This window comes from Streptomyces sp. NPDC001904, from assembly GCF_040297005.1.
Lineage (GTDB): Bacteria > Actinomycetota > Actinomycetes > Streptomycetales > Streptomycetaceae > Streptomyces.
The window spans coordinates 134,867-146,976 of sequence record NZ_JBEOYI010000001.1 but is presented as its reverse complement, the minus strand read 5'-3'; the positions used below and the strand labels follow the sequence as shown (position 1 = coordinate 146,976).

Sequence of the window (12,110 nt, the reverse complement as noted above, 5' to 3'; positions counted from 1 at the left end):
GGTCGAGCCGCGGGAGCGGTCCCGTACGCTCGGGCTCCGTGATCGACATCGACGTACGGGACCTCCCCGCCGCTGACCGCACCGCCGCCCCCTGGAAGAACGGCGGCGGCGTCACCCGCGAGATCTTCTGCCACCCGCAAGGCGCGGACATGACGGACTTCGCCTGGCGGGTGAGCCTCGCGGAGGTCGCGGCCGACGGCCCCTTCTCCGCGTTCCCCGGCGTCGACCGCACCCTCACCATGGCCGACGGCGACGGCATGGAACTGACCGTCGCCGACCGGTCCGTCCTCGTCGACAGCCCGTACGTGCCGCAGGACCTGCCCGGCGACGTCGCCACCGACTGCCGGCTCCTCGGCGCCGGGAACGTCGTCAACCTCAATGTCATGTGGCGGCGCGACGCACTGCCCGTGGCCCCGTCCGTCGCCGTCGTACGCGGCCGCCTCGAAGTCGGCCCCGAAGCGACCCTCGTCGTGGCGCTCGGCGAGGAGGGGGCCGAGATCGCGGGCCGAGTCCTCGGACGGTACGACGCCGCGCTCGTCGCCGGGGTCGCCCCGCTCCACGCCACGGGCCCCACCGCCGTCGTCCCCGTCCCGGCCGGCCCTCCATCCGCCTGACCTGCTCCGCCCCGCGCGCCGGGGGCCGTACCGTGGGCGGACAGCGGGTCCACGCCGCCGGCGCTGTTGCCGTTCGACGCCGACCGCGTGATCAGCCGGTGGTCGATCCACCGTCCACCGTGAACTCCGCCCCCGTGATGTACGACGCCGCGTCCGACGCGAGGAAGAGCACCAGCGGGCCCACCTCCTCCGGGCGGCCCATCCGGCCCAGCGGCAGATGCGACCAGTCCCGCCCGGTGACCGCCGTCGCCACCATCGGGGTGTCGATGGCCCCCGGATGCACGGAGTTCACCCGGATCCCGTACGGCGCGAGGTCCAGAGCCGAGGATCTGGTGAGCCCGCGCAGGCCGAACTTCGAGGCCCCGTACGCCGCGTGCCCCTTGATCCCGATGAGCCCGGCGGTGGACGAGATGTTCACGATCGAGCCGCCGCCGGCGGTTCTGAGCGCGGGCACGACGGCCTGGATCCCCAGGAACGGGCCCAGCAGATTCACCCTGAGCAGCGTCTCGAAGTTCTCGTACGTCTCGTCCTCGACCGACGCGGTCCGCCACAGCGCCGCATTGTTCACGAGTGCGTCGAGCCGCCCGAACGTGTCGAGCGCGGCCCGCACGGCGCGGGCCCAGTCGTCGGCCAACGTCACGTCGTGCCGCACGAACAGCCCCTGCCCACCCAGCGACGCGGCGACCTCGCGGCCCTCCTCCTCCCGTACGTCCGTGAGCACGACCCGCGCCCCGGCCTCGGCGAACAGCCGGGCCCCGGCGGCGCCCTGACCGCGCCCGGCCCCCGTGACGATCACGACCTTGCCGTCCAGCGACATCGTCATCCCCCTCCCGGCCCGCCCGCCCCGTCAGGGGCGGACCGGCCCTTCATCGCCCCTGTGCCAGCACCCGCGCCCGGCACCGCGCCGGCGTCCCCCACGCATCCCGCAACGGCCGCGCCTTCCGCAGCCACAACGACAGATCCAGCTCCTCCGTGTAACCCACCGCGCCGTGCAGTTGCAGAGCCGCCCGGGCTGCCCGGTACGCCGCCTCACCCGCCGCCACCTTGGCCGCCGCCACATCCTTCCCCGCTCCGGAGGCGACGGTGTCCCGGCCCGCCAGGGCCAGCGCCGCCCCGAACACCAGCGGCCGCGCGAACTCCAGGCCGAGCAGCGCGTCCGCCAGCCGGTGCTTGACCGCCTGGAACGAGCCGATCGGCACCCCGAACTGCTCGCGCTGCCCCACGTACTCGACGGTTCTGCGCAGCAGTTCGAGGCCGACCCCGAGCGACTGCGCGGCAGTGAGCAGCGCGGCCAGATCGGTGGCCCGCGCCACGGCCGAGGCCGCATCCTCCGCGACGACCTCACCGGCCTCGATCCGGAACAGCCGCCGCGCCGGATCGGCGGACGCCACGCTCGCCCCCCGCACCGTGGCACACCGCACCTCGGAGCCCGCCGCGACGAACACCGCGTCCGCGACATCCGCGTCCAGCACGAGCGCATCGGGCTCCGCGCCCAGCGACACCACGGCCCGGCCGTCGGCGATCCTCGGCAGCCACTCCTTCGCGGCCCCGCCCTCCTCCGGCAGACCGGCCAGCAGCACGGCCGCGGCCGCGGTCTCCACGACCGGGCCCGGCACCGCATGCCGTCCCAGCTCCACATACGCCAGAGCCAGTTCGACCGGAAGCAGACCCATGCCGTCGTGACTCCCGGGCACGGCGAGAGCGAAGACGCCGGCCTCCGCGATCCGCGACCACAGCTCCCGGCCCGGACCCGGCTCACCCGCCGCCCATGCGCGGACCGCCGACGGGGTGTCCGCCGCGCCCAGCATCCGGTCGAGGGTGCGCCCGAACTCGGCCTGCTCCGCGTCCAGCAGGAACCTCATCAGCGGCGCCCCTTCGGCAGGCCGAGCAGACGCTCGGCGATGATGTCGCGCTGTATCTCATTCGTCCCCGCGTAGATCGGGCCCGCCAGCGAGAAGACGTACCCCTCGGCCCACTCGCCGGCCGCCGACTCCCCGTCCGACCCGAGCAGATCGAGCGCCGTCTCGTGCAGCGCTATGTCGTACTCCGACCAGAACACCTTGTTCAGGCTCGACTCGGCACCGATCTGCTCGCCCGCCGCGAACCGCGACGCGTTGGCATACGTGAACAGCTGGTACGCGCGCGCCCCGATCAGCGCGTCCGCCACCCGGTCGCGCACCGCCGGGTCCGCGCCGCGCTCCCGCCACAGCCGCGACAGCCTCTCGGCGGAGGCGAGGAAACGGCCGGGGGAGCGCAGGGTCAGCCCCCGCTCGTTCCCCGTCGTCGACATCGCGATGCGCCAGCCCCGGCCGGGCTCGCCGATCACGTCCTCGTCCGGCACGAACACATCGTCCAGGAACAGCTCGGCGAAGGCCGGTCTGCCGTCGAGCCTGCCGATCGGGCGGACCGTGACACCGGGCGCGCGCAGATCGAACATCAGATACGTGAGGCCCTGGTGCGGCTTGGGCGTGTCAGGATCCGTGCGGAAGATGCCGAACGCCCGGTCCGCGAACGCGGCCCGCGACGACCACGTCTTCTGCCCGCGCAGCAGCCAGCCGCCGTCCGTGCGCACCGCCCGCGACCGCAGGGACGCCAGATCCGAGCCCGCCTCCGGCTCCGACCAGGCCTGCGCCCAGATCACCTCACCGCTCGCCATCGACGGCAGCACCCGCGCCCGCTGCTCGTCCGTCGCATGGTCGAAGAGGGTGGGGGCGAGGAGATTGATGCCGTTCTGCGAGACCCGGCCCGGGGCGCCCGCCGCGTAGTACTCCTCCTCGAAGACGAGCCACTTGAAGATGTCGACACCGCGGCCCCCGAACTCCTCGGGCCACGACACCACCGACCAGCGGTCCGCGGACAGCTCGGCCTCCCACGCGCGGTGCGCGGCGAACCCCTCCTCCGTCTCCAGGGAGGGCAGCGGCTCGGCCGGGACGTGCGCCGCCAGCCATGTGCGCGCCTCGGCGCGGAACCCGTCCTCGTCCGCGGTGAAGTCCAGATCCATCACGCACCCGCCCTTCCGGCCCCGGCCCGCTTCATCGCCCGCACGTCCATGCCGCCCAGGGAGTCGGCCGCCGTCTCCGCGTTGTGCGCGTGCGCCAAGTGGTGCAGGCCGAACACCGAGTCCATGCCCGTCTGCAGTCCTTGCAGGTCCTCCGCCTGGTTCACCGCACGCTTGGCCAGGGCGAGACCCAGCCTCGGCATCTCGGCCACCCGCCGCGCCAACTCCTCCGTCTCCGCACCGAGATCGGCCCGCCGCACCACCTTGTTCACCATCCCCACCTCGTACGCGCGCCGCGCGCTCATCCGGCCGCCCGTGAACAGGAACTCCTTCGCGATCCGCGGTGGCATCACCCACGGGTGCGCGAAGTACTCGACGCCCGGTATCCCCATCCGCACCACCGGGTCCGCGAAGAACGCGTCCTCGCTCGCCACGATCAGGTCGCACACCCACGCCAGCATCAACCCGCCCGCCACGCACGCCCCGTGCACCGAGGCGATCACCGGCTTGGGCAGCTCCCGCCAGCGGCGGCACATGCCCAGATACACCTCCGACTCCCGCGCGAACCGGGACTCCGCGCCCTCCTTGTCGGAGTGGTCCCACCACAGTCCCGCGCGCCGCTCGAACGGCAGGTGCGCGTCCCGCTCCGGGGTGCCGATGTCGTGCCCGGCCGAGAAGTGCTCGCCCGCGCCCGCGAGCACCACGACCTTGACCCCGGAGTCCGCCGAGGCGCGGTAGAAGGCCTCGTCCAGGGCGTAGGTCAGCGCGGAATTCTGGGCGTTGCGATACCGCGGCCGGTTCAGCGTCACATGCGCGACCGGGCCCCTGACCTCGTACAGAACGGGCGGTACGGCGTCGGTGTCTGGTCCGGGCATCGGAGCCATCCTTCCCTAACAAGTGTTTGGTAGGTTACCGTAGCGGCACGAGCGGCGTCGAGAGTCTCCCGGCGAAAGATCCGCTCGACCGCCCGGCAGACGGCCAGTCGAGGAGGCACGGACATGACCACCCCCGCATACGAACCGGCGCACGACCTGCTCGCCGGCCGCACCGCCGTGATCACCGCGGCCGCCGGGGCCGGCATCGGCGGCGCCACCGCCCGCAGATTCCTGGAGGAGGGCGCCCGCGTCCTCATCAGCGACGCGCACGCCCGTCGCCTCAAGGAGTCCGAGCAGGCGCTCGCCGAGGAGTTCGGCGCCTCGCAGGTGGCGTCACTGCCCTGCGACGTCACCGACGAGGAGCAGGTCGCCGCCCTCTTCGCCCGCGCCCACGACCTGCACGACGGACTCGACATCGTCGTCAACAACGCCGGACTGGGCGGCACTTCGGCCCTCGTCGACATGACCGACGAGCAGTGGAGCAAGGTCCTGGACGTGACGCTCAACGGCACGTTCCGCTGCACCCGGGCCGCCCTGCGCGCCTACCGCGACACCGGCCGCACGGGCGTCGTCGTCAACAACGCCTCGGTGGTGGGCTGGCGCGCCCAGGAGGGCCAGGCCCACTACGCGGCGGCCAAGGCGGGCGTCATGGCGCTGACCCGCTGCGCCGCCGTGGAAGCGGCCGCGTACGGAGTCCGGGTGAACGCGGTGTCGCCCAGCCTCGCCATGCACCCCCACCTGGTGAAGGTCACCTCGCCCGAGCTGCTGGCGGAGCTGACGCACAAGGAGGCCTTCGGCAGATACGCCGAGCCGTGGGAGGTCGCCAATGTGATCGTGTTCCTCGCCTCCGGCTACTCCTCGTACATGACGGGCGAGACCGTCTCGGTGAGCAGCCAGCACCCATGACCGATCCGACGAGGACCACAATGGTCGCGTGCCTACGAAGAAGAAGCCCCAGGTGACCGCATCGCCCGAGCGGCGCCGAGAACTCCTCGACACCGCCGCGGAGGTCTTCGCGGCCCAGGGCTACAACGCCACCACCGTCCGCAAGATCGCCGATCAGGCGGGCATGCTCGCCGGCAGCCTCTACTACCACTTCGACTCCAAGGAATCGATGCTCGAGGAGATCCTGCGGTCCTTCCTCGACGAGCTGTGGTCCGGCTACGACTCCGTACTCGAAGCCGAACACGGGCCCAGGGAAACCCTGGAGGCCCTCGTCACCGAGTCCTTCCGGGAGATCGACCGGCACCGCGCCGCCGTCGCGATCTACCAGAAAGAGGCCAAACACCTCGCCGTGCAGGAGCGCTTCGAATTCCTCGCGGCATCCCAGCGCAAGTTCGAAAAAGCGTGGCTGACGACCCTGGAGCGCGGGGTCGAGAACAACAGCTTCCGCGCCGATCTCGACATCCGCCTCACCTACCGGTTCGTCCGCGACACCGTATGGGTCGCCGCGTCCTGGTACCGGCCCGGCGGACAGCACAGCCCCGAGGAGATCGCCCGCCAGTACCTCTCGATGGTGCTGGACGGCATCGCCGTACGGCCGACCTAGCCGTACGGGTCCACAGACCCGCAGCGCACCAGACACGGAAGGGTTCCGTCATGGCCGAGGCCTACATCGTCGAAGCGGTCCGCACACCCGTCGGACGGCGCAAGGGAGGCCTCTCGGGCGTCCACCCGGCCGACCTGGGCGCCCACGTCCTCAAGGAACTCGTCACCCGCACCGGCGTCGACCCGGCCGCCGTCGAGGACGTCGTCTTCGGCTGCCTAGACACCGTGGGCCCCCAGGCAGGCGACATCGCCCGCACCTGCTGGCTCGCGGCCGGCCTCCCCGAGGAGGTGCCCGGAGTCACCGTCGACCGGCAGTGCGGCTCCTCCCAGCAGGCCCTGCACTTCGCCGCCCAGGGCGTGCTCTCCGGCACCCAGGACCTCGTCGTCGCGGGCGGCGTGCAGAACATGACGAAGATCCCCATCGCCTTCGCCTCCCGGCAGGCCGCCGAACCCCTCGGCCTCACCGACGGCCCCTACCTCGGCAGCGAGGGCTGGCGCGCCCGCTACGGCACCCAGCCGGTGAACCAGTTCCACGGCGCCGAGCTGATCGCCCAGAAGTGGGGGATCACCCGCCGTGACCAGGAAGAATGGGCCCTGCAGTCCCATCAGCGCGCGCTGCGCGCCATCGACGAGGGCCGCTTCGGGCGCGAGACCGTCGTCTACGGGGACGTGACCGTCGACGAGGGACCGCGCCGCGACACCACCCTGGAGAAGATGGCCGCCCTGAAGCCGGTCGTCGACGGCGGCACCATCACCGCCGCGTGCTCCTCCCAGGTCTCCGACGGCGCCGCCGCCCTCCTCATCGCCTCCGAGCACGCGGTCCGTGAGCACGGCCTGACTCCCCGTGCCCGCGTCCACCACCTCTCCGTACGCGGCGAGGACCCCATCCGCATGCTGTCCGCGCCGATCCCCGCGACCGCGTACGCCCTGAAGAAGACCGGCATGAGCATCGCCGACATGGACCTGGTCGAGATCAACGAGGCGTTCGCGCCCGTCGTCCTCGCCTGGCTGAAGGAGACCGGCGCCGACCCGGCGAGGGTGAATGTGAACGGCGGGGCGATCGCCCTCGGCCACCCGCTCGGCGCGACCGGCGTGAAGCTGATGACCACCCTGCTCCACGAGCTGGAGCGCACCGGTGGACGCTACGGCCTGCAGACCATGTGCGAGGGCGGAGGCCAGGCCAACGTGACGATCATCGAGCGACTGTGAAGATCCACGTCGGCCGTGCTAAGGTCTAAGCGTTGCAGTTTTGGTACCCATAGACTTTATGTGCGCCTGACGGGAATGTTCCTCAGGCGCATTATTGTTTTCCGGGGTGTGTTCCCGGAATCCGGCGTTCTCATGAGCGTTCTCGGAATGGGGGCTGCTACCTGTTCAAGGAGAATGACATGGCCACCGGTACCGTGAAGTGGTTCAACTCGGAAAAGGGCTTCGGCTTCATCGAGCAGGACGGCGGCGGCGCCGACGTCTTCGCCCACTACTCGAACATCGCCACCTCGGGCTTCCGTGAGCTCCAGGAGGGCCAGAAGGTGACCTTCGACGTCACCCAGGGTCAGAAGGGCCCCCAGGCGGAGAACATCCTCCCCGCCTGATCTCCCCTGATCGAGCATTTCCGGGCCGGGGTCCGCACCGCTGTCGGTGCGGGCCCCGGCTCATGCTGTCCCCGTCCCCGGAAGGCCTGCCGCATGACCAGCTCCGCCCGTCCGTCCCGCCGCCGCACCCCTCGTCCCGCGGCGGGCAAGCGTCGCGCCCCCGAGCAGCAGCGCAGGCAACAGCCCACGCCGCCGCGCGAGTTCACCATGCCGGAGAACACCACTCCGGCACTGCCGCCGGTCGCGGACTTCGCCGACCTCGACATGCCCGCCGCCCTCCTGAAGACGCTGGGTGCGCAGGGCGTCACCGCGCCGTTCCCCATCCAGGCGGCGACGCTCCCCAACTCCCTCGCCGGACGCGACCTGCTCGGCCGCGGCCGCACCGGCTCCGGCAAGACGCTCGCCTTCGGGCTCCCGCTGCTCGCCCGCACGGCCGGCAGCAAGGCCGAGCCGAAGACCCCGCTCGCCCTGGTCCTCGTCCCCACGCGTGAACTCGCGCAGCAGGTCACCGACGCCCTCACCCCCTACGCGACCGCGCTCCACCTCCGGATGGCGACCGTCGTCGGAGGCATGTCGATCTCCCGGCAGGCGGGCCAACTGCGCCGCGGCGCCGAGGTCGTCGTCGCCACCCCCGGCCGCCTCAAGGACCTCATCGAGCGCGGCGACGCGGCGCTCGGCCAGGTCCGCATCACGGTGCTCGACGAGGCCGACCAGATGGCCGACATGGGATTCATGCCCCAGGTCACCGCGCTCCTCAAGCAGGTCGCGCCCGGCGGACAGACGATGCTGTTCTCGGCGACGCTCGACCGCAACGTGGACCGGCTCGTCAAGCAGTTCCTCACCGACCCCGTCGTGCACTCCGTGGACCCGTCGGCCGGCGCCGTCACCACCATGGAGCACCACGTCCTGCACGTGCAGGACGAGACCGACAAGAAGGCCGTCACGGCCCGGATCGCCGCCCGCGACGGGCGCGTCATCCTCTTCGTCGACACCAAGCGCTCCGCCGACCGGCTCGCCAAGCGGCTGCTCGCCAGCGGTGTGCTCGCCGCCCCGCTGCACGGCGGCCGCAGCCAGCCGCAGCGCAACCGCACCCTGGAGCAGTTCAAGGACGGCCGCGTCACCGCGCTCGTCGCCACGAACGTCGCCGCGCGCGGCATCCACGTCGACGACCTCGACCTCGTGGTCAACGTCGACCCGCCCACCGAGCACAAGGACTACCTGCACCGCGGCGGCCGTACCGCCCGCGCCGGTGAGTCCGGCAGCGTCGTCACGCTCGTGCTCCCCGAGCAGAAGCGCGAGATGCAGCGCCTGATGCAGCACGCGGGGATCCGGCCGACCACCACCCAGGTCCGCTCCACGGACGAGGAGCTGGTGAAGATCACCGGTGCCCGTGAGCCGTCCGGTGTCGCCGTGACCATCGCCGTCCCGGAGCCCGTGGCCCCGGCGGGCGACGCGTCGAAGCCCCGCCGGTCGCGCCGCTCGCGCGGTTCGCGCGCCGGTGGCGCGGGCAAGCCGGCCGCCGCCGAGGGACAGCAGCGCCAGCCGCAGCAGCGCCAGCGCTCCGCGGGCGGGACGAAGGCCGCCGGTGCCGCCACGGGCGGCGCCCGACGCCGCTCGGGCGGCGGCGCGGCCGGTGCCGCCAAGGCCGCATCCGGGTCGACCACGGGCGGCAACCGCCGCGGCCGCGGCCCGCGACAGGCCGCCGCCTGACCAGCCGTTCAGCGGTACGGCAGAACGCTCATCACCCCGGCGCAGGCAGGGTGATGAGCGCCTGCCGGGCCTCGGACATCACCCGGGTCACCAGCTCCGCGCAGCTGGGCAGGTCCTCGATCACCCCGGCGACCTGACCCGACGCCATGACGCCCAGGTCGGTGCGGCCCTCGACCATGGACGCCTTCAAAAGCATCGGGGTGTTGGCGGCGAGCAGGACCTGGCTCCAGCTGAGGTCCTTGCCGTGCTTCATGGCGAGCCCGTCCCGCACCATCTGCGGCCAGCTCAGGCCGGACAGCTTCCGGAAAGCGGCGGCACGCCGGACGGCATGCAGCAGCGCGCGTGAACGACCGCTGTTCTCCAGGGAGTCGACCAGCTCGGTACGGAGCATGCGGTGGGGCAGCCCGTCCACGGCCGTCGTCACCGTCACGTCCTTGACGCCCGCCGCCAGGTACTTCGCCTTCACCGCGTCCGGCACGGTGGAGTCGGAGGTCAGCAGGAAACGCGTCCCCATCGCGATCCCCGCCGCCCCGTAGGCGAGCGCCGCGACCAGCCCCCGCCCGTCACGGAAACCGCCCGCGCCGACCACCGGTATGTCGACAGCGTCCACCACCTGCGGAAGAAGCACGGACGTCGCCACCTCTCCGGTGTGACCACCGCCCTCCCCGCCCTGCACGATCACCGCGTCGGCGCCCCACGCGGCGACCTTCTCGGCATGCCGGCGCGCGCCGACGGAGGGGATCACGACGACCCCCGCGTCCTTCAGCTCGGCGATCAGCTCGCGGGACGGCGCGAGCGCGAACGAGGCCACCTTCACCCCTTCGGCCACGATCACTGCGACCCGCTCGCGCGCATCACCCGCGTCGGCCCGCAGATTGACACCGAACGGCTGGTCCGTGCGGGACTTCACCTCCCGCACCGCGGCGCGGAGTTGGTCCAGCGTCATCGTCGCGGAGGCGAGGACGCCGAGCGCGCCCGCGTTCGCCGCCGCGGACACCAGGCGGGGGCCCGCCACCCAGCCCATCCCGGTCTGCACGAGAGGATGGCGCACACCGGTGAGCTTCGTGAACGCGGTGGGGATCGTGAACGCGGCCCGCGCGGGCCCGACGTCGCTCATACGGACCTGACCTCGCGCTCGCGCGTGTCCTTCGGGTCGATGACCTCACGGATCAGCCGCAGCTCCGCGGCCGTCGGCTCCCGGGTGAACGGCACCTCGCCGCTCTCCGGCACCGCCAGCGTGAATCCGGTGGCCTCCCGCACCTCCTCGACCGTGACGCCCGGATGCACGGACGCCAGCCGCATCGAGTGGTCCGGCGTCGCGAAGTCGAGGACGGCCAGATTCGTGACCACGCGCGGCAGGCGGTGGTACCGGGTGGCCGAGGGGCCCGCGGCGGCCGCGCTGTCGTAGCCCACCCCGCTGATCATGTCGACCTTCTCGACGAACACGCGCGTACTGTGCTTGGGCACCCAGTAACTCACCGGATTGTTCAGCGTGTTGACGGGCGCTCCGCGCACCCCGAGCAACTGCCGGTCGGGACGGCTCCAGTCGCCGATGCACGAGATGTTCTGATTGCCGAACCGGTCGAGCTGGCTCGCGCCCATCATCACGTGCCGGTCGCCGCCGGTGACCATCGCCAGATGCTGACGGTACGGAAGCCAGCCCTCCGGTGAGCCGTCGAGACCGACCAGCATCGCCTCCCCGTCGGTGAGCATCAGCTCCGGCGCGAAGGTCCGCTTGGCCAGCCGCGCCCCGATCGACGGGATCAGGCCCATGGGGCTGGCCAATACCTCCCCGTTGTCCCGCCAGGCCTCGGCGCAGGCGATCACGCAGTACTCGGCCCGGGTGACGACAGCTGCGGATGTGGCTGCGGACGTGGTCACTTCTGCTCCTCGCGCCAGGCCTGTACGGCGGACTGGTACTGCTTCTCGTCGCCGTCCCGCGGCAGGAAACGGGCCGCGAAATCCGGCCAGGGGGTCGTCGCGTACAGCTTCTGGAACGCCTCGTCCCGGTCGTAGTCCGGGGCGCAGGACGTGCCGTGCGCGCCGTTCGGCGTCTCGACGACACCGGTGACCGCATGCCGCTTCACCAGCAGCGACTGCGGCACGACGTCCTTCCCGAAGCCGTCCGCGGGGTCGACGATCCGCTCGCAGGAGACGTACGCCGTGTCGGCCGCCTCGCAGAACAGGTCGTCGAAGTACGGGTCGGGGCCCAGGTACTGGCCGTTTCCCGCGCGGTCCGCGCGGTTCACGTGGACCAGCGCCGCGTCCAGGCGCAGGGCGGGCATCGCGACGAACGTCTCCCCGTCCTCGTACGGCGAGACGACCGTCCGCAGCTCCGGATTGACCCGCATGACGTCCGAGCCGAGGCCCGCGCGGACCGGGAGGAACGGCAGCCGGTTCGCCGCCGCGTGCAGCCCCCACATGAACATCGCCTCGTCGACCTCCATCAGCTCGAACGCGCCCCGCTGGCGCGCCGCCCGGAAGTGGGGCTCGAGAGGGATGGAGTCGAGCGTGACGAACGCGGCGACCAGCTTGCGGATCCTGCCCGCCGCGGCGAGCATCCCCACGTCGGGGCCGCCGTACGAGACGACGGTCAGATCCGTGATGTCGCTGCGCAGCAGTGCGCGCACCAGCGCCATGGGCTTGCGGCGCGAGCCCCAGCCGCCGATGCCGATCGTCATGCCGCTGCGCAGCCGGGCGACGACCTCCTCGGGTGACATCCTCTTGTCAGGACCGGGCGCCGCGTCCGCTGCCCGTGCCGTTCCTGTGCTGT

At 72.1% G+C, this 12,110-nt stretch carries 13 protein-coding genes; 6 read left to right on the top strand and 7 right to left on the bottom strand.

Going from position 1 to position 12,110, the window contains the following annotated elements:
- Window positions 1-38: 38 nt before the first annotated feature.
- Window positions 39-614 (top strand): HutD/Ves family protein, encoded by a 576-nt coding sequence (locus ABT127_RS00650; RefSeq protein ID WP_351443658.1) that lies wholly within the window; start codon window positions 39-41, stop codon window positions 612-614.
- A 91-nt stretch (window positions 615-705) separates the two neighbouring features.
- On the opposite strand, the gene ABT127_RS00645 is transcribed toward ABT127_RS00650, so the two are convergent.
- The 4 genes from ABT127_RS00645 to ABT127_RS00630 are packed head-to-tail and all read right to left on the bottom strand — an operon-like array spanning window position 706 to window position 4,487.
- A complete protein-coding gene (locus ABT127_RS00645) occupies window positions 706-1,431 on the bottom strand; it encodes a glucose 1-dehydrogenase (RefSeq protein WP_351444040.1) in 726 nt (241 codons plus the stop codon).
- Between the two features lie 49 nt (window positions 1,432-1,480).
- Window positions 1,481-2,476: an acyl-CoA dehydrogenase family protein gene (locus tag ABT127_RS00640; protein WP_351443657.1), complete on the bottom strand. Its 996-nt coding sequence runs from the start codon at window positions 2,474-2,476 to the stop codon at window positions 1,481-1,483.
- Window positions 2,476-3,615 carry an acyl-CoA dehydrogenase family protein gene (locus ABT127_RS00635; protein WP_351444039.1) on the bottom strand — a complete coding sequence of 380 codons (1,140 nt, stop codon included), beginning with the start codon at window positions 3,613-3,615 and terminating at the stop codon, window positions 2,476-2,478. Before ABT127_RS00635 ends, ABT127_RS00640 begins: the two co-directional genes overlap by 1 nt.
- Window positions 3,615-4,487, bottom strand: a complete 873-nt coding sequence (locus tag ABT127_RS00630) for an enoyl-CoA hydratase (RefSeq protein ID WP_351443656.1) — start codon at window positions 4,485-4,487, stop codon at window positions 3,615-3,617. Before ABT127_RS00630 ends, ABT127_RS00635 begins: the two co-directional genes overlap by 1 nt.
- Window positions 4,488-4,610: 123 nt before the next feature.
- On the opposite strand from ABT127_RS00630, the gene ABT127_RS00625 reads away from it, so the two are divergent.
- The 5 genes from ABT127_RS00625 (at window position 4,611) to ABT127_RS00605 (ending at window position 9,337) form a co-directional block, all read left to right on the top strand.
- Window positions 4,611-5,393, top strand: coding sequence for an SDR family oxidoreductase (locus ABT127_RS00625; RefSeq protein WP_351443655.1), 783 nt, complete (start codon window positions 4,611-4,613; stop codon window positions 5,391-5,393).
- A gap of 28 nt (window positions 5,394-5,421) precedes the next feature.
- Window positions 5,422-6,036 (top strand): TetR/AcrR family transcriptional regulator, encoded by a 615-nt coding sequence (locus tag ABT127_RS00620; RefSeq protein ID WP_351443654.1) that lies wholly within the window; start codon window positions 5,422-5,424, stop codon window positions 6,034-6,036.
- Between the two features lie 50 nt (window positions 6,037-6,086).
- Window positions 6,087-7,244: an acetyl-CoA C-acetyltransferase gene (locus tag ABT127_RS00615; RefSeq protein ID WP_351443653.1), complete on the top strand. Its 1,158-nt coding sequence runs from the start codon at window positions 6,087-6,089 to the stop codon at window positions 7,242-7,244.
- 179 nt (window positions 7,245-7,423) lie between these two features.
- Window positions 7,424-7,627: a cold-shock protein gene (locus tag ABT127_RS00610; protein ID WP_005318814.1), complete on the top strand. Its 204-nt coding sequence runs from the start codon at window positions 7,424-7,426 to the stop codon at window positions 7,625-7,627.
- A gap of 93 nt (window positions 7,628-7,720) precedes the next feature.
- Window positions 7,721-9,337: a DEAD/DEAH box helicase gene (locus ABT127_RS00605; RefSeq protein WP_351443652.1), complete on the top strand. Its 1,617-nt coding sequence runs from the start codon at window positions 7,721-7,723 to the stop codon at window positions 9,335-9,337.
- A 31-nt stretch (window positions 9,338-9,368) separates the two neighbouring features.
- On the opposite strand, the gene ABT127_RS00600 is transcribed toward ABT127_RS00605, so the two are convergent.
- Genes ABT127_RS00600 through ABT127_RS00590 form a run of 3 tightly spaced genes read right to left on the bottom strand, consistent with a single transcriptional unit; the run spans window position 9,369 to window position 12,057 of the window.
- Window positions 9,369-10,418, bottom strand: a complete 1,050-nt coding sequence (locus ABT127_RS00600; RefSeq protein WP_351444038.1) for an NAD(P)H-dependent flavin oxidoreductase — start codon at window positions 10,416-10,418, stop codon at window positions 9,369-9,371.
- Window positions 10,419-10,450: 32 nt separating this feature from the next.
- Window positions 10,451-11,218: a CoA-transferase subunit beta gene (locus ABT127_RS00595; protein ID WP_351443651.1), complete on the bottom strand. Its 768-nt coding sequence runs from the start codon at window positions 11,216-11,218 to the stop codon at window positions 10,451-10,453.
- A complete protein-coding gene (locus ABT127_RS00590; protein ID WP_351444037.1) occupies window positions 11,215-12,057 on the bottom strand; it encodes a CoA transferase subunit A in 843 nt (280 codons plus the stop codon). Before ABT127_RS00590 ends, ABT127_RS00595 begins: the two co-directional genes overlap by 4 nt.
- Window positions 12,058-12,110 lie beyond the last annotated feature (53 nt).